The organism is Xanthobacter agilis, assembly GCF_021730435.1.
Taxonomy (GTDB): domain Bacteria; phylum Pseudomonadota; class Alphaproteobacteria; order Rhizobiales; family Xanthobacteraceae; genus Xanthobacter; species Xanthobacter agilis.
The window spans coordinates 56,642-78,653 of sequence record NZ_JABWGX010000025.1 but is presented as its reverse complement, the minus strand read 5'-3'; the positions used below and the strand labels follow the sequence as shown (position 1 = coordinate 78,653).

At 65.8% G+C, this 22,012-nt stretch carries 22 protein-coding genes and 1 tRNA gene; 8 read left to right on the top strand and 15 right to left on the bottom strand.

The genetic code is table 11. The features are described from left to right. The 10 genes from HUW53_RS17045 to fumC form a co-directional block, all read right to left on the bottom strand. Positions 1 to 774: elongation factor Tu (locus HUW53_RS17045; RefSeq protein WP_237346962.1), on the bottom strand; the 774-nt coding region annotated here is incomplete at its 3' end. A 74-nt stretch (positions 775 to 848) separates the two neighbouring features. After that, on the bottom strand, positions 849 to 2,924 hold the full coding sequence (gene fusA / locus HUW53_RS17040; RefSeq protein WP_237346961.1) for an elongation factor G: 2,076 nt from the start codon (positions 2,922 to 2,924) through the stop codon (positions 849 to 851). An 18-nt stretch (positions 2,925 to 2,942) separates the two neighbouring features. Then, positions 2,943 to 3,413 (bottom strand): 30S ribosomal protein S7, encoded by a 471-nt coding sequence (gene rpsG / locus HUW53_RS17035; RefSeq protein WP_203191858.1) that lies wholly within the window; start codon positions 3,411 to 3,413, stop codon positions 2,943 to 2,945. 25 nt (positions 3,414 to 3,438) lie between these two features. Then, entirely contained in the window at positions 3,439 to 3,810 is a 372-nt protein-coding gene (gene rpsL / locus HUW53_RS17030; protein ID WP_012113697.1) for a 30S ribosomal protein S12, read from the bottom strand. 579 nt (positions 3,811 to 4,389) lie between these two features. Then, complete coding sequence (locus HUW53_RS17025; RefSeq protein WP_237346960.1) at positions 4,390 to 5,373, bottom strand: malate dehydrogenase; 984 nt, start codon at positions 5,371 to 5,373, stop codon at positions 4,390 to 4,392. A gap of 709 nt (positions 5,374 to 6,082) precedes the next feature. Then, positions 6,083 to 6,751: a TPM domain-containing protein gene (locus tag HUW53_RS17020; protein ID WP_237346959.1), complete on the bottom strand. Its 669-nt coding sequence runs from the start codon at positions 6,749 to 6,751 to the stop codon at positions 6,083 to 6,085. Positions 6,752 to 7,018: 267 nt separating this feature from the next. After that, positions 7,019 to 7,828 carry a TPM domain-containing protein gene (locus tag HUW53_RS17015; RefSeq protein WP_237346958.1) on the bottom strand — a complete coding sequence of 270 codons (810 nt, stop codon included), beginning with the start codon at positions 7,826 to 7,828 and terminating at the stop codon, positions 7,019 to 7,021. Positions 7,829 to 7,850: 22 nt separating this feature from the next. Further along, positions 7,851 to 8,465 carry a LemA family protein gene (locus tag HUW53_RS17010; protein ID WP_237346957.1) on the bottom strand — a complete coding sequence of 205 codons (615 nt, stop codon included), beginning with the start codon at positions 8,463 to 8,465 and terminating at the stop codon, positions 7,851 to 7,853. Positions 8,466 to 8,646: 181 nt separating this feature from the next. Continuing rightward, positions 8,647 to 9,255 carry a ParB-like protein gene (locus HUW53_RS17005; RefSeq protein ID WP_237346956.1) on the bottom strand — a complete coding sequence of 203 codons (609 nt, stop codon included), beginning with the start codon at positions 9,253 to 9,255 and terminating at the stop codon, positions 8,647 to 8,649. Positions 9,256 to 9,426: 171 nt separating this feature from the next. Further along, complete coding sequence (fumC, locus tag HUW53_RS17000; protein ID WP_237346955.1) at positions 9,427 to 10,815, bottom strand: class II fumarate hydratase; 1,389 nt, start codon at positions 10,813 to 10,815, stop codon at positions 9,427 to 9,429. A 435-nt stretch (positions 10,816 to 11,250) separates the two neighbouring features. Here fumC and HUW53_RS16995 point away from each other — a divergent pair, with 435 nt between their 5' ends. The 6 genes from HUW53_RS16995 (at position 11,251) to HUW53_RS16970 (ending at position 15,794) form a co-directional block, all read left to right on the top strand. Further along, on the top strand, positions 11,251 to 11,445 hold the full coding sequence (locus tag HUW53_RS16995) for a DUF4169 family protein (protein ID WP_237346965.1): 195 nt from the start codon (positions 11,251 to 11,253) through the stop codon (positions 11,443 to 11,445). Beyond that, on the top strand, positions 11,426 to 11,704 hold the full coding sequence (locus HUW53_RS16990) for a ribbon-helix-helix domain-containing protein (RefSeq protein WP_237346954.1): 279 nt from the start codon (positions 11,426 to 11,428) through the stop codon (positions 11,702 to 11,704). Before HUW53_RS16995 ends, HUW53_RS16990 begins: the two co-directional genes overlap by 20 nt. Positions 11,705 to 11,960: 256 nt before the next feature. Further along, positions 11,961 to 13,106, top strand: a complete 1,146-nt coding sequence (gene hflK, locus HUW53_RS16985; RefSeq protein ID WP_237346953.1) for an FtsH protease activity modulator HflK — start codon at positions 11,961 to 11,963, stop codon at positions 13,104 to 13,106. Next, on the top strand, positions 13,103 to 13,999 hold the full coding sequence (hflC, locus tag HUW53_RS16980; protein WP_237346952.1) for a protease modulator HflC: 897 nt from the start codon (positions 13,103 to 13,105) through the stop codon (positions 13,997 to 13,999). The genes hflK and hflC overlap by 4 nt, the downstream gene beginning before the upstream one ends. Before the next feature lie 16 nt (positions 14,000 to 14,015). Further along, positions 14,016 to 14,210 carry a DUF2065 domain-containing protein gene (locus HUW53_RS16975; protein ID WP_237346951.1) on the top strand — a complete coding sequence of 65 codons (195 nt, stop codon included), beginning with the start codon at positions 14,016 to 14,018 and terminating at the stop codon, positions 14,208 to 14,210. A gap of 108 nt (positions 14,211 to 14,318) precedes the next feature. After that, positions 14,319 to 15,794 (top strand): DegQ family serine endoprotease, encoded by a 1,476-nt coding sequence (locus HUW53_RS16970; RefSeq protein WP_370877772.1) that lies wholly within the window; start codon positions 14,319 to 14,321, stop codon positions 15,792 to 15,794. 44 nt (positions 15,795 to 15,838) lie between these two features. On the opposite strand, the gene serB is transcribed toward HUW53_RS16970, so the two are convergent. Then, positions 15,839 to 16,738 (bottom strand): phosphoserine phosphatase SerB, encoded by a 900-nt coding sequence (serB, locus tag HUW53_RS16965; RefSeq protein WP_237346950.1) that lies wholly within the window; start codon positions 16,736 to 16,738, stop codon positions 15,839 to 15,841. Here serB and miaA point away from each other — a divergent pair. After that, the gene (miaA, locus tag HUW53_RS16960) at positions 16,737 to 17,684 is read left to right on the top strand and encodes a tRNA (adenosine(37)-N6)-dimethylallyltransferase MiaA (RefSeq protein WP_237346949.1); all 948 of its coding nucleotides are present in this window, start codon (positions 16,737 to 16,739) and stop codon (positions 17,682 to 17,684) included. The genes serB and miaA overlap by 2 nt on opposite strands. Here miaA and HUW53_RS16955 read toward each other — a convergent pair. From HUW53_RS16955 to HUW53_RS16945, 3 genes are all read right to left on the bottom strand, one after another. Continuing rightward, positions 17,672 to 18,517 (bottom strand): protein-methionine-sulfoxide reductase heme-binding subunit MsrQ, encoded by an 846-nt coding sequence (locus tag HUW53_RS16955; protein ID WP_237346948.1) that lies wholly within the window; start codon positions 18,515 to 18,517, stop codon positions 17,672 to 17,674. The two genes, miaA and HUW53_RS16955, sit on opposite strands and share 13 nt — an antisense overlap. Positions 18,518 to 18,627: 110 nt before the next feature. After that, complete coding sequence (locus HUW53_RS16950; protein ID WP_237346947.1) at positions 18,628 to 19,917, bottom strand: MFS transporter; 1,290 nt, start codon at positions 19,915 to 19,917, stop codon at positions 18,628 to 18,630. Between the two features lie 73 nt (positions 19,918 to 19,990). Then, the gene (locus tag HUW53_RS16945) at positions 19,991 to 20,785 is read right to left on the bottom strand and encodes a thymidylate synthase (protein WP_237346946.1); all 795 of its coding nucleotides are present in this window, start codon (positions 20,783 to 20,785) and stop codon (positions 19,991 to 19,993) included. A 200-nt stretch (positions 20,786 to 20,985) separates the two neighbouring features. Between HUW53_RS16945 and HUW53_RS16940 the strand changes: the two genes are divergently transcribed. Continuing rightward, positions 20,986 to 21,062: transfer RNA gene (locus HUW53_RS16940), tRNA-His, on the top strand. A gap of 213 nt (positions 21,063 to 21,275) precedes the next feature. Here HUW53_RS16940 and HUW53_RS16935 read toward each other — a convergent pair. Then, positions 21,276 to 21,935, bottom strand: coding sequence for a TetR/AcrR family transcriptional regulator (locus tag HUW53_RS16935; RefSeq protein WP_237346945.1), 660 nt, complete (start codon positions 21,933 to 21,935; stop codon positions 21,276 to 21,278). Between the last annotated feature and the right edge of the window lie 77 nt (positions 21,936 to 22,012).

Here is a 22,012-nt window from a genome sequence, read left to right as displayed (position 1 = left end):
CACCGTGGTCTTCACGGTCGGACGGATGCCGACGATCTCCACTTCCTCGCCCACCTTGATGATGCCGCGCTCCACGCGACCGGTCACCACCGTGCCGCGCCCGGAGATCGAGAACACGTCCTCGATCGGCATCAGGAACGGCAGGTCAACCGGACGCTCCGGCTGCGGGATGTAGGAATCCACGGCCTCCATGAGCTTCAGCACAGCGTCACGGCCGAGAGCCGGATCGCCATTCTCAAGCGCCACCAGCGCGGAACCCCGAATGATCGGGATATCGTCGCCGGGGAAGTCGTACTTGGACAGAAGCTCGCGCACTTCCATCTCGACGAGCTCGAGCAGCTCGGGATCGTCGACCATGTCGCACTTGTTGAGGAACACGACCAGCGCCGGCACACCCACCTGACGGGCGAGCAGGATGTGCTCGCGGGTCTGCGGCATGGGGCCGTCGGCGGCCGACACCACCAGGATCGCGCCATCCATCTGCGCCGCGCCGGTGATCATGTTCTTCACATAGTCGGCGTGCCCGGGGCAGTCGACGTGCGCATAGTGGCGGTTCGCGGTCTCATACTCGACGTGCGCGGTCGAGATCGTGATGCCACGCGCCTTCTCTTCCGGCGCCTTGTCGATCTGGTCGTAGGCGGTGAAGGTGGCGCCGCCGCTCTCGGCCAGAACCTTGGTGATCGCAGCCGTGAGCGAAGTCTTGCCATGGTCGACGTGACCAATGGTGCCGATGTTGCAGTGCGGCTTCGAACGGTTAAACTTTTCTTTGGCCATGGGACGCTCCGTTGGGTCTCTCTGGCGTGATCTCTAGGGTGATGGGGCTCAGGCCGACGCTCGCGCTAAAAGCGTCAAGCGTACTTGGCCTGAACCTCTTGAGCGACGTTCGACGGCACCTGCTCGTAGTGGTCGAACTGCATGGTGAACGTGGCACGCCCCTGGCTGAAGGAACGCAGGGTGTTCACGTAGCCGAACATGTTGGCGAGCGGCACCATCGCGTTGATCACGTTGGCGTTGCCACGCATGTCCTGGCCCTGGATCTGGCCGCGACGCGAGTTCAGATCGCCGATGACCGAGCCCGTGTAATCCTCGGGTGTCACCACCTCGACCTTCATGATCGGCTCAAGCAGCACCGCGCCACCCTTCTGAAGGGCTTCACGGAACGCCGCACGAGAGGCGATCTCGAACGCGAGGGCAGACGAGTCCACCTCGTGGTAGGCGCCATCGATGAGCTGGACCTTCACGTCCACCACCGGGAAGCCCGCCAGCACGCCGGCGCCAAGTACGCTCTCGAGGCCCTTCTGGACACCCGGGATGTACTCCTTCGGCACCGCGCCACCGACGATCGCGCTTTCAAACGCGAAGCCCTTGCCGACCTCGTTCGGCTCCACGATGAACTTCACCCGCGCGAACTGGCCGGTACCACCGGTCTGCTTCTTGTGGGTGTAGTCCACCTCGGTCTTCTTCGTGAGAGTCTCACGATAGGCAACCTGCGGCGCGCCGATGTTGGCATCCACCTTGTACGTGCGCTTCAGGATGTCGACCTTGATGTCGAGATGAAGCTCGCCCATCCCCTTCAGGATGGTCTGGCCGCTCTCGTGGTCGGTCGACACACGGAAGGACGGATCCTCCGCCGCCAGCTTCGACAGGGCGATGCCCAGCTTCTCTTGGTCGGCCTTGGACTTCGGCTCGATGGCGATCTCGATGACCGGCTCCGGAAATTCCATCTTTTCCAGGATCACGGCCTTCGACGGGTCACACAGCGTGTCACCGGTGCGAACTTCCTTGAGACCGGCGAGAGCGACGATATCGCCCGCATAGGCCTCCTTGATGTCCTCACGGTTATTAGCGTGCATGAGCAGCATCCGACCCACCCGCTCGCGCTTGTCGCGGGTCGAATTGAGCAGGCCCATGCCTGTTTCCATCACGCCCGAATAGACGCGGCAGAAGGTGATGGTGCCCACGAAGGGGTCATCCATGATCTTGAACGCGAGGACAGACAGGGGCTCCTCGTCGGAGGGCTTGCGGTCGGTCTCTTCCTCGGTCTTGAAGTCGATACCCTTGATGGCGCCACGATCGATCGGAGACGGAAGATAGTCCACGACCGCGTCGAGCAGCGGCTGCACACCCTTGTTCTTAAAGGCAGAGCCACAGAACACCGGGTTGAACTTGCGCCCGATCACCGCCAGACGGATCAGCCGCTTCAGCGTCGCCTCGTCCGGCTCGGTGCCGTCGAGATAGGCCGCCATGGCATCGTCGTCGAGCTCAACCGCGGCTTCCACAAGCTTGTTGCGGTATTCAGCAGCCTTGTCCGCGAGATCCGCAGGGATCTCCTCGTCGTGGAACTTGGCGCCGAGCGCTTCATCTTCCCACACGACCGCCTTCATGCGGATGAGGTCAATGATGCCCTTGAAGTTGCTCTCGGAGCCGATCGGCAGCTGGCAGCACACGGGGTTGCCGGCCACGCGGTCGACGATCATCTCGACGCAGCGGTAAAAGTCAGCGCCGATCTTGTCCATCTTGTTGACGAACACGATGCGCGGCACGTTGTACTTGTCCGCCTGGCGCCACACCGTCTCGGTCTGCGGCTCGACGCCCTGGTTGCCGTCCAGCACGCACACCGCGCCGTCCAGCACCCGGAGCGAGCGCTCCACCTCAATGGTGAAATCGACGTGCCCGGGGGTGTCGATGATGTTCAGACGCTTCCCGTGCCAGAAGGCGGTCGTCGCGGCCGACGTGATGGTGATGCCGCGCTCCTGCTCCTGGGTCATCCAATCCATGGTGGCAGCGCCATCATGGACTTCGCCGATCTTGTGGCTCTTGCCGGTATAATAGAGGATCCGCTCAGTGGTCGTGGTCTTGCCGGCATCGATGTGCGCCATGATGCCGAAGTTGCGGTAGTCCTCGATCGCGTGAGTACGGGGCATGGGAAGCGTCCTCTCCGATCACCAGCGGTAATGCGAGAACGCCCGATTGGCTTCAGCCATGCGGTGCGTATCTTCGCGTTTCTTCACGGCAGCGCCGCGATTATTAGCGGCATCGAGCAGTTCGGCGGACAAACGCTCCACCATGGTCTTCTCGTTGCGCGCCCGAGCGGAAGCGATGAGCCAGCGGATCGCCAGGGTCTGGCGACGCTCGTTCCGAACTTCCACCGGAACCTGATAGGTGGCGCCACCCACGCGGCGGGAGCGAACCTCCACCGCCGGCGCCACATTCTCGAGCGCCTGAATGAACACTTCCACCGGATCGTGCTTGGCCTTGCCCTCGACCACGTCGAGTGCCCCGTACACAATATTTTCAGCCACCGACTTCTTACCGTCGCGCATGACGGAATTCATGAAGCGCGACAGGGTGGTGGAGCCATACTTCGCGTCCGGGATAACTTCGCGGCGCTCGGCCTTGTGACGACGTGACATCGTTCAGTTCCTCACTTCAGCCGGATCACTTCGGACGCTTCGCGCCGTACTTCGAACGGCGCTGCTTCCGGTTCTTGACGCCCTGCGTATCGAGCACGCCACGCAGGATGTGGTAGCGCACGCCGGGAAGATCCTTCACGCGGCCGCCGCGGATCATCACCACGGAATGCTCCTGAAGGTTATGGCCCTCACCGGGGATGTAGCCGATCACTTCGTAGCTGTTGGTGAGCCGCACCTTGGCGACCTTACGAAGGGCCGAGTTCGGCTTCTTCGGGGTCGTGGTGTAGACGCGTGTGCAAACGCCACGCTTCTGGGGGCTCGCCTGGAGCGCCGGCGCCTTGTCCCGCGCCTTCTGCGCTTCCCGCGGCTTACGGATCAGCTGGTTGATCGTCGGCATGTACGCCTTCGCCTCGTCCTGACCTGCGGCCTCGGCCGCAACTTTTAAGTTCGACGACCTTGCGATCGCCACGGCTGGCCATCTTGCGATGACCTTACGAAATTCCCTTCGGCCGCCGGAACCGGCTGGCCGCACCACGAACAGAAAGGCGCCGCTCGCCACCACACATCGGCAGCGAACACGCCTTGTTCGCGACAGAGGATCACAACGCTCGTTCCTCAGAACCGGAGGGTTCCGGGGTCGGCGCTGCGATCGTGCACCTGAAGTTATCGCAGTGCTGTTCCTGGCAGCGTGTCGGTGCCGTGAAAGACGCCTGGACCGCTTGGCGATTGCCGGGGGTCGGAGGAAACGTCTTTCGTTCAGGCACCGCTCGCCTGCCGCGAAAGTGGGCTGCTTCTAGCCGCAGAGTCGCTCTGCGTCAAGAGTTTCAACGCTTCAGAGGCGAGAAAAGGCGCTCCGAACCGGTTTTCGCATCCCGGTGAAGGTCTAGCACCGTCGTGGGATGGCTTTTATGACACTCAAAAAGCAAAGGGCGCGACACCGTGGCGCCGCGCCCCATGTTCAGGAAATCTTAAAGAATCAGCCGAGCAGAGCGGAGACGCCGTCGCGCTCGTCGAGCAGTTCCTTGAGGGTGCCGTCAAACTTGGTCTTGGAGAAGTCGTCCATGGGCAGGCCCTTCACGACTTCGTAATCACCATTGGCGCACACCGCCGGCACGCCGAAGACGATGCCTTCAGGAACCCCGTAGGAGCCATCGGAGGCCACGCCCATGGAGACCCAGGCGCCATTGGTGCCGTGGATCCAATCGTGCATGTGGTCAATGGCGGCGTTGGCGGCCGACGCCGCGGACGACAGGCCGCGGGCCTCGATGATGGCCGCGCCGCGCTTGCCCACGGTCGGAATCAGGGTGTCGCGGTACCAGGCCTCGTCACCGACCAGCTCCGGAAGGGGCTTGCCCTTCACGGTGGCGAAGCGGTAGTCCGCATACATGGTCGGGGAGTGGTTGCCCCATACCGCAAGCTTTTCGATGTCCTGGCTCAGCACGCCCGCCTTCTTGGCGAACTGCGAGAGCGCGCGATTGTGGTCGAGCCGCAGCATGGCGGTGATGTTGCGGGCCGGCAGGTCAGGTGCGCTCTTGGCGGTGATATAAGCGTTGGTATTGGCCGGGTTGCCGACCACCAGCACCTTGACGTCACGCTTGGCGACCTCGTTCAGGGCCGCGCCCTGCACCTTGAAGATCTCGGCATTGGCCGACAGCAGGTCGGCGCGCTCCATGCCCTTCGAGCGGGGGCGGGCACCCACCAGGATGCCGGCGTCGATGTCCTTGAAGGCGACCTTGGGGTCGGAGGTGATGACCACGTCGGCGAGGTTCGGGAACGCGCAATCCTCGAGTTCCATCACCACGCCACCCACGGCACCTTGTGCCTGCGGGAGATCAAGAAGCTGCAGAATGACCGGCTGGTCCTTGCCGTACAGATCGCCATTGGCGATGCGGAACAGAAGCGAATAACAAATCTGACCGGCGGCGCCCGTAACAGCGACGCGAACGGCGGGTTTGGTCATGGGAAAATGCCCTTTGCCTTGAGTGAGCCCCGAAGGCTCGGGCGCGCAATCTATGCCCAGAGGATGAGATTTGAAAGACGAATGCACACCAACGTGCACCCCCGCCCCCGCTTCCTTCGTCTAGGTATGGAGTGCCCCGCGTGGGTCCTTTGTAGCGTGTTCCCGCCCCCCATGGGAGGCAAGGTGTCCACCTTCTCGACCCTGCTGCCGCACCGATCCACCCGGACGCCCGGCCGTCCTCGGGGGGGCGCCGCACGCCGATCGCGCCCCTGCCGCGCGGCATCTCGTGCCTCGGAACGAGTCCTTGCCGCATTCACGACGGAATGCCCCGCTGAAGATGGGTGCGTCGGGAAAACCGGCATCGACCGCGCGGCCCGCGATGGCGTCGAACACCGCAGCCGCGCCCGTAAATGGGTGCCAGTGCATGTCGAAAGGCAGCATGCTCGACTCATCGCCCGAGGGCTTCAACAGGGAGACGTCGGTGGCGCTGCCCACAATGCCGCGCCACGCTTCGAACAAATCTCGCACTGGCCGGCCAAGGGGGGGTGAACCGCAACGGGGCGCGCATGCCGACGCCGGCTCCCGCCTCCCCTGTTGACACCGATCGGAGCGCCTCGCCGTCGATCCGCCGCCCGCGCCACGGCCTCCGACGATGCACAATTGCGCTACCCTTCCCCGAGGCCGTCATCGCGAGCGGCGATGGAGTCGCTCAGATGATGACGACTCGATCGGTGATCTCGTTCACGTCACCCGGCCGCTGCGGCAACGGGCCGGCCAGAAGCTCACCCGCCTTGCGCACGGCGGCCACCAGGCCATCGGCCAGAGTGCCCCGACTCGCCTGACGGGAGACCACATCGCAGATTTCCGCCCAGGCCACCGGCCCGAGGGGCGTGTGCACCCCGGCGTCCGCCACCACCTCCACGAAGCGCTCGCGCGCGGCGACGAAGATGAGAATGCCGGTGCGTCCGTCGGTCTGGGATACGCCGTGGGCCAGGAAGGCCTCGACCGCCGCCGCACGCGCCGCCGCCTTCAGCGCCATCCGTGGCACCGCCCGTTCGGTCATCTGCGGCATCATCAAGATGCCCGCCACGATCAGGAAAATGATGGCCTGCACCTGCAGAATGCTCAGGGCCGACATGGGCCACACCACCACCACCGCCCACGGCAGCACCAGGGAGACGAGGGCCGACCACATCACCGAAAAGAACGGATGCTGCACCAGTGACGCGCGCGAGACCACAACGCGGATCTCCGCCGACGTGTGCAGTTCCGCCGCCGCGATCGCCTCGCTGACCTCGCGCACAGCCTCGGGCGACAAGCCGGACAAATCGGCCACCGGCCTGCGGCGGGGAAGCGCCGCGCTCGCGACAGAAGTCATATCCGCCCCCCGATCTGTTGGCGGCGACGCTGGCGCTTCGGCGGCGGTCACCACGGCCGACCGGTTCGGTGCCACACGCCGCATTCGGTCCAAAGGCATCTGCGCGCTCTGCTCAACGCGCCCACTCCGCAACGAACCATAACGGCGGTCGACCACCATGCCTGTCTCCGACAGCTGTCCCGAGGCCCAGCAATTCACTGTGTCAAATCTCAAGCGCGAAGGCCAGCCCGATTGCACCCAAATGCAACCGCCTGACACCGCAACGCGTTACCAATTTCCCGACGCCCCACCCCCGCCCGAGGAGCCGCCGCCGCCCGACCACCGATCCGAGTCGCTGTCACTTCCCCAGGACCAGGTGGTCACAGGCACCGCGGCTTCGCCGGCGCGCCGCCGCCCGGACCTCGGCCCCCCGGATCCACCGTTGCGCATCCGCCGCCAGAAAAGGTAAGCAAGAAAGGCAACCGCCAACACCAGGAAAAGCAAACCCAGCCAATCCTCCTGGGTCATCTCGGGCTCGGCGGCGGCCGCGCGGGCGCGGGCCTCCTCGGGATCGAGATTGAGCACCTCCAGAATCGCATCGGTGCCCTTCTGGATGCCGCCCGCCAGATCGCCGGCCTTGAATGCCGGGACGATGGCGGTGCGGATGATGGTGCTCGTCACGGCATCGGTAAGGATGCCTTCCAGGCCGTAGCCCACCTCGATCCGCACCTGGTGCTCATGGGGCGCCACCAGCAGCAGCACGCCATTGTTCTTCTCAGCCTGCCCGATCCGCCACTCGCGGAACAGCGCGTTGGCATAATCCTCCACCGCGCCGCCCTCCAGCGACGGTACCGTCGCGACCACGACCTGATCCGAGGTCTTTTGCTCCTGCGCCGCGAGCTGTGCCTCAAGCTGCGCCCGAATGGCTGGATCAAGGACACCCGCGGCGTCCGTCACCCGGCCCGCGAGCTCGGGGAAGGAATAGGCCTGCGCGGACGAACTCCAGACGAGAACCAACGGGAGCAACAGTGCAACGATGGCCGAAACCGGCCACCGGACGGTGGTTCTGCGCTCCACTGGTGCCGCCGTGCCGCTCACGGGGGAACTCCTCAGCTGAACTTTAGTTGAACTTCACCTTGGGGACCTGCTTCTGCTCATCCGTGATGGTGAAGGTTTCCATGGGCTGGTAGGATCTGTAGAAGGTCGAGGCCCAGAAAACGCCGGGGAATGTCTTCAACTCGGTATTATAGACCTGCACCGCGCGGATATAGTCTCTCCGCGCCACGGCGATGCGGTTCTCAGTGCCCTCGATCTGCGATTGCAGCGCCAGGAAATTCTGGCTGGACTTCAGGTCGGGATAGGCCTCCGACACCGCGATCAGCCGCCCCAGCGCCCGCCCCAGCTCCGCCTGGGCCGCCTGGAACTGCTTGAACTTCTCCGGGTCGGTGATGGTGGAGGCGTCCACCGTGACCGCCGTCGCCTTGGCGCGGGCCTCAATGACGCTGGTCAGCACATCGCGTTCCTGGGCGGCATAGCCCTTCACCGTTTCGACCAGATTGGGGATGAGGTCCGAGCGGCGCTGATACTGGTTCAACACCTCGCTCCACATGGCCTTGGCATGCTCCTCGGAGCTGGGAATGGCATTGACGCCGCAGCCCGCGAGCAACAACGACACCATCATGGCGAAAAGGGGAACCCGCCACCCCGAAAGCCGCGCCGCGAACGAACCACCCATCGCCTGCTCTCCTTCGTCCCACAATCGGCAGCGTTATAGCAGGTTCCCAAGGCCAGACCATCGGTCAGGCGGGACCGGATGGCGTATATTCAACCGAAACGGATCCCTCTCGCGCGAGGGAAGAGGCCTGAACGCGACAGCTCAGAATCGTTCATGCGGGCCGGCATGCACGGCGTGCGCCCTACGCCGGGCCGAGATAGCCGGGAAGGTCCTGGGCCTCGTCGAGGCGCGACACCTTGATCGCCAATTCCTCCGCAAAGTCTGGCTCCACCTCCAGCAGCCGGGTGGTCATGTAGGAACGATAGTAATTGCCCCACATGAATTCCTGGAACGGCGTGTCTTCGTTGGAATAGGCCCTGCCCCGCACGCCGCGGGCCAGGGTGCGCCAAGGATTGTTGGTGAGATCCTTCACATGGGACGGGATTTTCATGCAGGGCCGCCGGTTGCCATCCATGTCGATGGGCCAGCACAAGTTTTCCCGCTCCATCCTCAGCCAGAAGCCGTGCAGGTCGAGCCCCGACCAATCGGCGACCTGCGCGCCCAGCACCGCCTTGTTTTCGTCGATGCGCAACAAGGCCCGGCACAAATGATGATGATCCACCATGTAGATCTGCCCGCCGGGGCCGATCACATGAGGAATGGGCTTGCCGGCGACGAGGGCCTTCAGCGCGCTTTTCGAGAGCGCTTCCATCGCCTTGGCCCGGCGTTTCACCTCGCTCATGCCGAGCGTGAGCTGCGTGGGATGCAGCGTGTCGATTCTGACCTCGTCGCCTTCCCGAACCTGCGCCATGCCCGCCCCCTGTCGCCCGCTAGATCGCATCGCTCGCCGGTATCTTAACGCCATGCTCCGGCGAAGGAGAGCCTGCCCCGATGACAAACTGATGTCGAGGCAAGGTTCTTCCCAAACATGAAAACGGCGCCCCGAAGGGCGCCGCTTCCGGCTCGGAAAAAGGCGATTGCCTCAGCTCGGCGAGATCATCTTCTCGGGACGAACGATGGCGTCGAACTCCTCGTTCGTCACATAGCCGCCGCCCACCGCCTCGTCGCGCAGGGTGGTGCCCTTCTTGTGCGCGGTCTTGGCGATCTTGGCGGCGTTATCGTAGCCGATCTTGGGGGCCAGCGCCGTCACCAGCATCAGCGAACGCTCCAGCCCGGCCTTGATGTTGTCCTCGCGCGGCTCGATGCCCACCACACAATGCTCGGTGAAGCTCAGCGCCGCGTCGGACATCAGTCGCACCGACTGCAGGAAGTTGTAGGCCATCACCGGATTGTAGACGTTGAGCTCGAAGTGGCCCTGGCTGTCGGCGAAGGTGAGCGTCGCGTGATTGCCGAAGATCTGCGCGCAGACCTGCGTCATGGCCTCGCACTGGGTGGGGTTCACCTTGCCCGGCATGATGGACGAGCCCGGCTCGTTCTCCGGCAACGCCAGCTCACCCAGACCCGAGCGCGGACCCGAGCCGAGCAGGCGGATGTCGTTGGCGATCTTGAACAGGGAGGCCGCCACCGTGTTGATGGCGCCGTGCGAGAACACCATCGCGTCATGGGCCGCGAGCGCCTCGAACTTGTTCGGGGCGGAGGTGAACTCCAGGCCAGTGATCTCGGCGATCTTGGCCGCCACCTTCTCCGCGAAGCCGATGGGCGCGTTGAGGCCGGTACCGACCGCGGTGCCGCCCTGGGCAAGCTGCATCAGGCCCGGCAGGCTCATCTCGATGCGCTTGATGCCGTTCGCCACCTGCTGGGTGTAGCCGGAAAATTCCTGGCCGAGAGTCAGCGGCGTGGCGTCCTGGGTATGGGTGCGGCCGATCTTGATGATGTGCTCCCACTGCTTGGACTTCGCCTCCAGGGCGTCGTGCAGCGTGTGGAGCGCGGGCAGCAGCCGGCGCACGATCTCTTCCGCGCACGCCACATGCATGGCGGTGGGGAACGTGTCGTTCGACGACTGGCTCATGTTGACGTGGTCATTGGGGTGAACGGGCTTCTTGGACCCCTTCTCCCCGCCGAGCATTTCGATGGCGCGGTTCGAGATGACCTCATTGGCGTTCATGTTGGACTGGGTGCCCGAACCGGTCTGCCAGACAACGAGCGGGAAGTGTTCGTCGAGCTTGCCGTCCATCACCTCCTGCGCCGCCGCCATGACGGCTTCGGCGACCTTGGGATCGAGTCGGCCCAGGTCGCGGTTCACCTCCGCGGCCGCGTGCTTGATGATGCCGAGCGCCCGGACCACCGGCAGCGGCTGCTTTTCCCAGCCGATCTTGAAATTGCCCAGCGAGCGCTGCGCCTGCGCGCCCCAATAGCGGTCGGACGGAACCTCGATCGGACCGAAGGTATCGGTCTCCGTACGCGTGTTCATGTGTATACCCTCTCTCCTAGAGCGTTTTCGAGCGAAGGAAATTCCGTAGGCATCAAGAAAACGCGCCAACTCAGGGATCTGAAGCCGGTGCACGTGCCCTAGGGAACACGGGGACGCCTCAAATCGCGCAGCGGGCCGGCTCATAGCACGCTCGCGAGAGAACGGGGAGACGTCCATCCGGCGCACGGTCCGGAGGCCGGCCAAGCCCGGCGAAACTGATAAGTGTTCCGTATGAATGTCTAAAATAATTCCAGAACGGTAGCCCGTGGGGGCTTTGACCCGGCCATTTCGCCATATCTTCACCACTCTCTCAGAGGTAATCTATTCTCTGTGAGCACACTATGCTTCGACGCGGGGCGTCGCGCATGACGTGTGATGGTGCCGGCGGGTTTTTGGGGGAACCAGCCGTTCTTTTGAGGGCAAGAGTTGGGCGACGTGGTCAATCTTCATCGTGAGCGCAAGGCGAAAGCTCGCCGTGCGGCGCAGACGCAGGCCGAGGAAAACCGAATTCGATTCGGGCGGACCAAGGCTGAGCGTGAAAGCACCGCGCAGGAGCTTGAACGCCAGCGCCAACGCCATGAAGGGCACGCGCTGACCGAGAGGGAAGAACATGAAGAGCCCCGTCGTTAAGAGGTCCATCGTGATCGCCGGTCACAAGACCAGCGTGAGCCTCGAGGACGCCTTCTGGGAGGCGCTGAAGGAAATTGCCACGAGCCGCCGGCTCACATTGTCCGACCTGGTCGCGACCATCGACTCGGCGCGGACTCAGGGCAATCTGTCCTCGGCGATTCGCTTGTTCGTGCTGGACCACTATCGCGGCGTCGCCCAGAACGCCCGAGCCGTCTCGGCCAACGAGCGGGTGGGTGCCGCAAGCCCTCCCGTTGCGTAAGACGCATCGGATCCCTATCTGCTTCCGTGGTGGACGGTGCGTCGCGTTGAAACGCGACGCACGGTTTCCTATAACCGCACCCTCGGGGGAATGAGGTCTCATTCCCGGCCCAGCGGGTTCGTGCCCCACCGGGCGGCCGGACAGCCGGCTCGCGCGGCCCTGGGAGCAGGCGGGGCATTCTGCCCTGCGCGGTGCTCGGACAAGACACGGTGTGACGCGGGCGCCCTTTCGCGGCACCGCCGACGGGAGACGACGGATGTCGTGGAAGAATCAGAGTGGCGGCCCCTGGGGAAGCGGGCCGCGCGGTCCTTGGGGTTCGGGGCCGCAATCCTCGGGACCCACGCCTCCGGACATTGAAGAGCTGATCCGCCGCAGCCAGGACCGGCTGCGCACCATGATGCCCGACTCGTTCGGCTTCAAGGGCGTGATCCTGCTGGTGGCGCTGGTGATCGGCGGCTGGCTGCTGTCCGGTTTTTATCGCGTGGAACCGGACGAGCAGGGCGTGGTGCTGCGATTCGGCAAGTTCATCGGCATCACGCAGCCGGGCCTCAACTATCACTGGCCCTACCCGGTCGAGACCGTGCTCACCCCCAAGGTGACGCGTGTGAACCGCGTCGACATCGGCGTTCGCCTCGCCGAGGATTCGCGCCGCCCCATCGCCACGGCGCACGACGTGCCGCAGGAAAGCCAGATGCTTACCGGCGACGAGAACATCGTGGACGTGGACTTTTCCGTGTTCTGGGTGATCTCCAACGCCGAGCAGTTCCTGTTCAACGTCCAGAACCCGGAAGGCACCATCAAGGCCGTGGCCGAAAGCGCCATGCGCGAGGTGATCGGCCGCACCGACATCCAGCCCATCCTGACCGGTGCCCGCCAGGGCATCGAAACCGGCGTGCAGGAGCTGATGCAGCACACCCTCGACCAGTACAAGGCGGGCGTGCGCATCACCCAGGTCCAGCTCCAGAAGGTGGACCCCCCGACCCAGGTCATCGACGCCTTCCGCGACGTTCAGGCCGCCCGCGCCGACGCCGAGCGCGCCCAGAACGAAGGCCAGACCTATGCCAACCGCGTGCTGCCCGAAGCCCGTGGCGAGGCCTCCCGCATCGACAATGCCGCCCAGGCCTATCGCGAGCGCACCGTGGTGGAAGCCCGCGGCCAGGCGGCCCGCTTCCTGAAGGTCTATGACGAGTATGTGAAGGCGAAGGGCGTGACCCGCGAGCGCATGTATCTCGAAACCATGGAGCGCGTGCTCGGCGGCGTGGACAAAGTGCTGGTGGATCCCGGCGCCGCCTCCGCGTCCGGCGGAAATGGACCCGGAGGTGTCGTGCCGGTGCTGCCGCTCAATGATCTGCTGCGCCGTCCCAACTCACCCGCCACCCAGCCCCAGGGAGCCGCCCGATGAAGAATCCCGTGTTCGGCGGTGTCTTGGCCGTCCTGGCGGTGATCGCCCTGGTGGTGGTCTATTCGTCCGCCTTCATCGTCAATCAGACCCAGCAAGCCCTGGTGCTGCGCCTCGGCGAACCGCTGGAGCCCGTCACCACGCCGGGCCTGCACTGGAAGGCCCCGTTCATCGACAGCGTGGTCTATATCGACAATCGCATCCTGGACCTTGAGAACCCCTCGCAGGAGGTCATCGCCTCCGACCAGAAGCGCATCGTCGTGGACGCCTTCGCGCGGTATCGCATCACCAACCCGCTGCGCTTCTATCAGGCGGTGGGCTCGGTGGAGGCCGCCAACTCGCGGCTCGCCACCGTGCTCAACTCCGCCCTGCGCCGGGTGCTGGGCGAGAACACCTTCATTGCCGTGGTGCGTGACCAGCGCGAGAATCTCATGCGCCAGATCGGCGAGCAGGTGAATCGCGAGGCTGCGGCCTTCGGTATCACGGTGGTGGACGTGCGGATCCGTCGCGCCGACCTGCCGGAAGCCAACAGCCAGGCCGTGTTCCAGCGCATGCAGACCGAGCGTCAGCGGGAAGCGGCGGAGATCCGTGCCCAGGGCAACGAGGCCGCCCAGCGGCTGCGGGCCCGCGCCGACCGCGAAGCCGCCATCGTGCTGGCGGAGGCCAATTCGAAGGGCGAGCAGCTGCGCGGCGAGGGTGACGCGGAACGCAACCGCATCTTCGCGGATGCATTCGGCCGCGATCCGGACTTCTTCACCTTCTACCGCTCCATGCAGGCTTACGAGGCCAGCATGAAGTCGGCGGATACGCGTCTGGTCCTGAGCCCGGATTCGAGCTTCTTCCGCTATTTCCGCGACCCCTTCGGCGGTACCGCCGCCAAGCCGGCCGCCAACTGAGAACGCCCAGGGCGGCATGACCGACCTCATCGCCGCCCTCGGGTTGATGCTTGCCATCGAAGGCCTGTGCCTCGCCGCCTTTCCAGAGGTCTGGCGGCGGGCCATGCGCGCGGTGCTTGAAGCGCCGGAAACCCCCATGCGCGTCGCCGGGCTGGCCGTGGGGGCAGCGGGGGTGCTGGCGATCTTCCTGGTTCGTTCGGGACTGCACTAGGCCCGCCCGTTCCGTCCGGGGATGTGAATGCGCGTCGCGCATTTGTCCTTGCGCCTTGACCGCGCCCGGCGCAGCCTCGACGGCGTCGCCGCAGCTCCGAGGAGACCGATGCCCTTGTCCAGCCGCTTCTTTTGTCGCCAGCCCCTGATGGTGGCGGCGCTGGCTTTGTCGCTTCTCATGCCCGTACTGGTGTCCGGTCCCTCGGCGGCGGCGCCGGGCAAGGGGCCGGACACCGTGGCCGATGTGGCCGAGCGCGTCATGGATGCGGTGGTGAACATCTCCACCTCCCAGACCGTGGCCGCGTCCCGCGGGGTGCCGACGCCGCAACTGCCGCCGGGCTCCCCGTTCGAGGACTTCTTCGACGAATTCTTCAAGCATCGCCAGGAAGACGGCGGTGAGAACCGCTCCAAGCGCGTGTCCTCCCTGGGCTCCGGCTTCGTGATCGCCCCCACCGGCCTGATCGTGACCAACAACCACGTCATCGCCGACGCGGACGAAATCTATGCCAACTTCAACGATGGCACGAAGCTGAAGGCGGAACTCATCGGCCGTGACACCAAGACCGACCTCGCCCTGCTCCGGGTGAAGCCCGACAAGCCGTTGACCGCCGTGAAGTTTGGAAACTCGGAAAAGCTGCGCGTGGGCGACTGGGTGATGGCCATCGGCAACCCGTTCGGCCTCGGCGGCACCCTCACCGTGGGCGTCGTCTCGGCCCGCAACCGCGACATCAATTCCGGCCCCTATGACAATTTCATCCAGACCGACGCTGCCATCAACCGGGGCAATTCCGGTGGCCCCCTGTTCAACATGGAGGGCGAGGTGGTGGGCATCAACACCGCCATCATCTCCCCCTCCGGCGGCTCCATCGGCATCGGCTTCGCGGTCCCCTCCGCGACCGCCCAGCCGGTGATCGCGCAACTGGAGCAGTTCAAGGAGGTCCGGCGCGGATGGATCGGCGTGCGCATCCAGAACGTCACCGACGACCTCGCTGAAAGCCTCGGCATCGGCAGGCCCCGCGGCGCACTGGTGGGGGTGGTCAGCGAAGGGGGGCCTGCCGCCAAGGCCGGGCTGAAGGCGGGCGATGTGATCGTCAAGTTCGACGGACGCGACGTCAAGACCGTTCGCGACCTCACCCGCACCGTGGCCGACGCCATGGCCGAGCGCGAGGTGGATGTGGTGGTGATCCGCAAGGGCAAGGAGGAGACCCTGCGCCTCAAGGTCGCCCGCATGCCCGACGACGACAAGCAGGAGTCCGGCAAGGGCGCCGACGACCAGAAGGCGGCACCGCGCAAGACCCTGGGCCTTGAGCTGTCGCCCATGAGCGAGGATCTGCGCAAGCGCTACAATATCAAGACCGAGATCACGGGCGCCGTCATCACCGCCGTCGAGGGCGGCACCGATGCCGCCGACAAGGGTCTGCGGCCGGGCCAGGTGATCGTCCAGGTGGGACAGGAGCCGGTGGCCAGCCCGGCCGATGTCCAAAAGCAGATCGAGGCACTGCGCAAGACGAAGAAGAAGTCCGCCTTGCTGCTGGTTTCCGATGGCCAGGGCCAGCAGGAGTTCGTGACCCTGCCCCTCGACTGAGGTCCGCGCGGCTCCCGCGCACGGGGGAGCCGCGCCCGCCCCGCTCAGACGGTGCGGAACTCCTCGCGCGTGTAACCCTGCATGTAGAGCAGCGCCGTGAGGTCGCCGTGATCGATGCGCGCGTGGGCCGCCGCCGCCACCTGGGGCTTGGCGTGGTAGGCGACGCCGAGGCCGGCTTCCGCCAGCATGGCCAAGTCGTTGGCGCCGTCGCCCACCGCCATGGTCTCGGAGGGGGCGAGATGGAACTGATCTCGCAACTGAACCAGGGTCGCGAACTTGGCGTCCCGGCCGAGGATAGGCTCGGCCACCGCGCCGACAAATTCACCGCCGTCCACCAGCAACGTGTTGGCGCGGTGCTCGTCGAAACCGATCTGCGCCGCGATCGCCGAGGTGAACAGGGTGAAGCCACCGGAGACCAGCGCGGTGTAGGCCCCATTGGCCTTCATGGTCCCCACCACCTCCGGTCCTCCGGCGGTGAGACGGATGCGCTCGCGCAACACCTCGTCCACCACCCCGGCCGAAAGACCGCGCAGCAGCGCCACGCGCTCGCGCAGCGCCGGCTCGAACTCGATCTCGCCCCGCATGGCCCGCTCAGTGATGGCCGCCACATGGGCCTTCACGCCCACCACGTCGGCGAGCTCATCGATGCACTCCTGGCGGATCATGGTGGAATCCATGTCGGCCAGGAACAAAAGCTTGCGCCGGCCGGCTTCCAGTTGCACCACCACGTCGATGGGCGCATCGCCAAGGGCGGCGCGTACCGTGTCGGCGATGGCGCGCGCATCGGCGCCCAGCGGCGGCGCGAAATGGATGTCGGCGGCCACATCGGGATCGAGGACGATCGGTTCCTGGGCATTGGGCAGGACGGCGCGCGCGTCGTGGATTGCCTCGCGCGTCAAAGCCGGGGCAGATGGATTCGAAATCAGCGTTGCAACATAGGCCATGGAAGAACCAGGAACAGGACAGGAGAGGGGGACGGCGGTGCTCATCGCAGGTCCCACCGCCAGCGGCAAGTCGGCGCTCGCCCTCACGCTCGCGGAGCGCACGGGTGGTGTCGTGCTCAACGCAGATTCCATGCAAGTCTATGGCGATCTTGCGGTACTCACGGCGCGACCGAGCGACGCCGACCTTAAGCGTGCACCGCACCAACTTTATGGCCATGTGGACGCAGATGCGGAATATTCCGTGGGCCATTGGCTGAACGATGCACATGGCGCCCTTCGCGCCGCCTGGGCCGCAGGCCGGCTACCCATTCTCGTCGGCGGCACCGGGCTCTATTTTCGTGCGCTGACACAAGGGCTTGTGGAGGTTCCCCCGATTCCGGACACGGTGCGCGCCGCCATCCGCGGTGGCGCCGAAGCCCTGCCCAGCGCAAGCCTCCACGATCGCCTTGCGCAGCTCGACCCGGCGGCGGCGGCCCGCATCGGGCCCAATGACCGCCAGCGCATCCTGCGGGCGCTGGAAGTCGCGGCCGCGACCGGCCGGCCGCTGTCCCAATGGCAGGCGGCGGCACAGCCCCCGCTCCTGCCGCCCGAATCATGCGTGCGCCTGGTGCTGGAGGTGGAGCCCGACATCCTGCGCCAGCGCATCGACGCGCGCTTTCTCGCCATGCTGGACGCCGGCGCGCTGGAGGAGGTGAAACGCCTCGCGGCGCGGGGCCTCGATCCGGCGCGGACCGTGCTGAAGGCCCATGGCGCGCCAGCCCTCACCCGTTACCTGGCCGGCACGATGAACCTTCCCGAGGCCATCGCCGAAGGCCAGGGCGACACCCGCCGCTATGCCAAGCGCCAGCGCACCTTTTTCCGGCACCAGTTGGCCGACTGGCCGCGCGCCCGGCCGGAAGCGGCGATGGATCTCCTCCACACCGCCCTGCCCCCTCAATTCGGCTGAACCGCCGCACGGGACCTGCGAGGAGGCGCGCGGCGCTGCCGGATCGCGGCGAGAAGGGCCACCGCGAGGCCCCCGGCGAGCACCCACCACATGGGCCGCGGGCCAAGATCGAACGAGACGTTCGCTTCGGCCACCAGCCAGGGGTCGACGCGGGTGGCGAGGCCGTACCATGCCATCTCCGAGCCGGCGGTCAGCACCGCCGCGCCCACGGACAGCGCCGCGAACAGCGCGGGGGTCACGCCCCCGGCCAGCCGGAAAGCGATGCGGTAGAGCAACAGCAGCACCAGCACCCCGCTCACCAGCACCGCCTCGGTTACGTCCAGCTTGGACTGGATGACGAAATGCAGGGCCGCCAGCGGCGCAATGACATAGACCGCCCGGTGCAGCGCGCTCCAGCGCCGCGCGCCGAGCCGCTTGATCGCGCCATCGGTGGAGGTGGCGCCGAGCGCCACCAGCAGCGCCACCGCCACCGCGCCGATGGTGAGATAGATCCGCAGCGCGATTTCCGAAGCCGCCCGCACCACGCCCTGGTCGATGAAGAACAGTCCCACATGGGCAAGGGCATAAGCGAGCGCCGCAAGCCCAAGGATGCGCCGGCCATAGAACAGCTTCGGCGCCGCAAGCAGCTGCCGAAGCGGGGTGATGGCGAGCGTCAGCAGCAGCAGGCGGATCGCCCAAAGACCGGTGAAATGGATGGCCTCGGTCCAGGGCCGGGCCCCCAGCCCACCCCGCAGCGCTAGCTCCGCCAGCCACAGGGCGGGCAGAAGCGAGACCAGAAGGAAGAAGGTCTTCTCCCGGCTGAAGGCCCCGGAGCGTTCGTGGAAAAGCGACATGAACAGCCCTTGTGCGACGGTCAAACGCGGGCGCTTCGCCCATGTCTGCGATACGCCGTCACTGGCCCAAGCGGCACCGGTCGCCCGCGCACGATGGCGTGAAGGCCCCTTCAGGTCGCGATTACCTCGGCCACGCGCTCGCGCTCCGGAGCCTCCGTCAGCAGGAAAGCCGCGCCGAGGCCCACGATGCAGATGGCCGGCAGGAGCCCGATGGCAAACCGGAAGGCTTGCGGATCAAGGTCCGCGCCCCGGCCGGCGCCGAAGGTGTCGAGCAACACGCCGAAGCCCCATTCCCCCAGGCCGCCGAGCAGCATGATCATCATGTTGGTGGCGGCGATGGCGGTACCGGTGACCTCGGGCGGATTGTGCTCCACCGCCGCCGCGAAGCACACCACCTGCGAGGTGGAGGCGAGGCCGAGCAGCAGCATGAGCCCATACATGCCCGTGATGGAGACGTTGCTGAGCAAAGCGATGGCCACCGTGACGGCGCAAGTGGCGATGGAGGCGCCCAGCAACAGCACCCGGCGCGCCTGGTAGCGGTCGGACACCAGACCGGCCACCGGACCGCCCACCAGCCAGCCCACATACATCATGGAGACGGCTGCCGCCGCCTGATCCCGGTCGGCCCCCGTGACGGCGACGATGTAATCCTCCCCCCACAACGCGCCCAGAATGGACAGGGGCATGTAGAGCGCCGCGCCGACGATGCCCAGGTACCAGCTTTGCGGGTTCGACCACACCACCTTGAGGGCATCGAGGATGCGCGGCGACGGTGCGACGCCCGTGGCCATCTTGGCATCGGGATGGCGCCGGACCACCAGCAGAATCAGCACCATGATGACGAGCCCGAGGGCGCCGGCCGCCACCAGGGCGCCGCGCCAGCCGATGCGCTCCACCAGGAAGGCGGTGCCGGCATTGCCGATGATGGCCCCCGCCATGCCCAGCGATGTGGTCAAGCCCGCCAGCAGTGCCAGCATGGAGCGCGGAAACCAGTCCGCCGCCAGATACATGGTGCCCACGAACGCGAACGCCGAGCCAAGGCCCTGCAGAAACCGCGCGGTGGACAGCAGAAGCGGCGCCGAACCCAGGATTTCCACAAAGGCGCCAAGGGTGCAGATGAGCGCGGCCACGACCAGGGTGGACTTGGCCCCGAACCGGTCGATCACCGTGCCCGAAAACAACTGCATGGGCGAGTAGATGAAATAGTAGGCGCCCGCCGCCGCCCCCAGCGCTTCCGCGGAAAGCCCGAAATGGGCCTGGAGTTCCGGCTCCATGGCCGAAGGCGCGACGCGCACGAAGAACTCGTACAGATAGAAGAGGGCGGCCGTTCCCCAGATCAGCCACCCCTTGAAAGAGGTCGTCTCGACCTCCCGCCCCGCGACCTGCCCGCCAATGATCATGACACGCCCCAACCATCCACGGGGCAGTCTAACCCCTTGGCGCAACGCGCGCCAAGCGCAGATGGTGTCGGTTTCAGACCGCGATCGGGGCCTTGATGGCGGGATGGGGATCGTAGCCAACGATGCCCACATCGTCGTAGCTGAAGGCGAAGATGTCGGTCACATCCCGGTTGAGTTCCAACCGCGGCAGCGGGCGCGGCACGCGCGAGAGCTGCTCGCGCGCCTGATCCAGATGATTGAGGTAAAGGTGGGCATCGCCCAGGGTGTGGACGAAATCCCCCGCCTTCAGCCCGCACGCCTGCGCCACCATGTGCGTGAGCAGCGCATAGGAGGCGATGTTGAACGGCACGCCCAGGAACACGTCCGCCGAGCGCTGGTAGAGCTGGCACGACAGGCGCCCGTCCGCCACATAGAACTGAAACAGGCAATGGCAGGGCGGCAACGCCATCTTCGGCACATCGGCCGGATTCCAGGCGGTGACGATGAGGCGCCGCGAATCGGGCGTGCGACGGATATCGGCGACCAGCTGCGCGATCTGGTCGATGACTCCCCCGTCCGGGGTCGGCCAGGATCGCCATTGGTGGCCATAGATGGGGCCGAGATCGCCATGGGCATCCGCCCATTCATCCCAGATGGAGACCCCGTTGGCCTTTAGATAGGCAATGTTGGTGTCGCCGGCGAGGAACCACAAAAGCTCGTGGATGATGGATTTCAGATGCAGCTTCTTGGTCGTGACCAGCGGAAAGCCGTCGTCGAGACGAAACCGCATCTGATGACCAAAGACACTGAGCGTCCCGGTCCCGGTGCGGTCATCCTTGCCCGCGCCCTCGTCCAGGATGCGGGTCAGAAGATCAAGATACTGCTGCATGCTCGCCTTCCGCGGGCCGCCGGCCCGTGCTCCAGCCTCAAACCATCGCCATCGCACCTCGCAGGCCCGACCGCAAGGGCTGGCGCGGAGGGGAACCGGCCTGTGCACGACGATGGATCTTGCGGGCCATCCCCTCTTGCAATCCGTGAGGAGCTTGCGTAGGTTCCGCGCTCTCTTCGGCGCCCGGCGCTGAAGCGCGTGCAGGTGTAGCTCAGTTGGTTAGAGCGCCGGTCTGTGGAACCGGAGGTCGGTGGTTCGAGCCCACCCACCTGTACCACCGCAAACACATCCTCCTTGAAGACACGCCCATCGCGGCGCCGCGCTGAAACAGCGGCGACGGCGCGGCCTGTTCGTTCCCAAGCGGACGATGGTCGGGACGATGATCGCGGACGATGGCCGCCCCCGATCGCGCCGCGTGCCGAATCGCACCCCCGAAGGCCGGAAGCCACGGCGGGAATCGGCCGCCACGCCCTGCGCGATTCCCGATGCTTCAGTCCCCGCCGGACGGCGCGGCCTGCACCTCGTGCCGGAAGATCCGGACGATCTGCCCGCCGATCTCTTCCGGAGACAGACGGCCGGGCCGGTACCACAGGCCCACGTTGTTCAAGAGGGTCAGCAGAAGCAGGCGATAGACCCCGCGATCGATGCCCTCCGCCAGGGGCAGATCATCCACCAGCACCACGAAAATCTGCTCGAATGCGTCACGCTTGGCGATGAGGCTTTCCTGCACATGGCGCGGCACCGCCAGGAAATCGTTCATTAGCGGCATGGTGATGGAGCGGGGATCGAGCTGGATGCCCAGCATGGTCACGCACGCCGCTTCCAGCCGCGCCCAGGGATCACGCTCGCGCTCGATGGCGGCGCGGATGCGATCTTCCGACACCTGCAGCGCGGTGTCGTGGATCTTGATGAACAAAAGCTCCTTCGACTTGATGTAGTGGTAGAGCGAGCCGCCCAGCAGCCCCACCCGCTCGCCAATGTCGCGCACCGAGGTGGCCGCGTAGCCGCGCTCGGCGAACAGGCTGGCCGCCGCCTCCAGAATGGCGCGATAGCGCTCGCTGATCTCGCCGGCGAACAGGTCGCCGGCGACCCCGGCGGGCGCCGCATCCGATGGCCCCTCACGCTTCCCCGCTCGCGTCGTGTCACTCACCTCACACCTCTTACTGCAGCGCGCGGCCCTGCTGCCGATGCCGTTCCGCGGCGGCTCCGACTGGGGCCGAAGGGGCA

Excerpts from the sequence above, each read along its gene's own strand:
- fusA (WP_237346961.1), bottom strand. The coding sequence starts at position 2,924 with ATGCCCCGTACTCACGCGATCGAGGACTACCGCAACTTCGGCATCATG.
- rpsG (WP_203191858.1), bottom strand. The coding sequence starts at position 3,413 with ATGTCACGTCGTCACAAGGCCGAGCGCCGCGAAGTTATCCCGGACGCG.
- rpsL (WP_012113697.1), bottom strand. The coding sequence starts at position 3,810 with ATGCCGACGATCAACCAGCTGATCCGTAAGCCGCGGGAAGCGCAGAAG.
- HUW53_RS17025 (WP_237346960.1), bottom strand. The coding sequence starts at position 5,373 with ATGACCAAACCCGCCGTTCGCGTCGCTGTTACGGGCGCCGCCGGTCAG.
- HUW53_RS17020 (WP_237346959.1), bottom strand. The coding sequence starts at position 6,751 with ATGACTTCTGTCGCGAGCGCGGCGCTTCCCCGCCGCAGGCCGGTGGCC.
- HUW53_RS17010 (WP_237346957.1), bottom strand. The coding sequence starts at position 8,465 with ATGGGTGGTTCGTTCGCGGCGCGGCTTTCGGGGTGGCGGGTTCCCCTT.
- HUW53_RS17005 (WP_237346956.1), bottom strand. The coding sequence starts at position 9,255 with ATGGCGCAGGTTCGGGAAGGCGACGAGGTCAGAATCGACACGCTGCAT.
- fumC (WP_237346955.1), bottom strand. The coding sequence starts at position 10,815 with ATGAACACGCGTACGGAGACCGATACCTTCGGTCCGATCGAGGTTCCG.
- HUW53_RS16990 (WP_237346954.1), top strand. The coding sequence starts at position 11,426 with ATGAAGAGCCCCGTCGTTAAGAGGTCCATCGTGATCGCCGGTCACAAG.
- hflK (WP_237346953.1), top strand. The coding sequence starts at position 11,961 with ATGTCGTGGAAGAATCAGAGTGGCGGCCCCTGGGGAAGCGGGCCGCGC.
- hflC (WP_237346952.1), top strand. The coding sequence starts at position 13,103 with ATGAAGAATCCCGTGTTCGGCGGTGTCTTGGCCGTCCTGGCGGTGATC.
- HUW53_RS16975 (WP_237346951.1), top strand. The coding sequence starts at position 14,016 with ATGACCGACCTCATCGCCGCCCTCGGGTTGATGCTTGCCATCGAAGGC.
- HUW53_RS16970 (WP_370877772.1), top strand. The coding sequence starts at position 14,319 with ATGCCCTTGTCCAGCCGCTTCTTTTGTCGCCAGCCCCTGATGGTGGCG.
- miaA (WP_237346949.1), top strand. The coding sequence starts at position 16,737 with ATGGAAGAACCAGGAACAGGACAGGAGAGGGGGACGGCGGTGCTCATC.
- serB (WP_237346950.1), bottom strand. The coding sequence starts at position 16,738 with ATGGCCTATGTTGCAACGCTGATTTCGAATCCATCTGCCCCGGCTTTG.
- HUW53_RS16955 (WP_237346948.1), bottom strand. The coding sequence starts at position 18,517 with ATGTCGCTTTTCCACGAACGCTCCGGGGCCTTCAGCCGGGAGAAGACC.
- HUW53_RS16950 (WP_237346947.1), bottom strand. The coding sequence starts at position 19,917 with ATGATCATTGGCGGGCAGGTCGCGGGGCGGGAGGTCGAGACGACCTCT.
- HUW53_RS16945 (WP_237346946.1), bottom strand. The coding sequence starts at position 20,785 with ATGCAGCAGTATCTTGATCTTCTGACCCGCATCCTGGACGAGGGCGCG.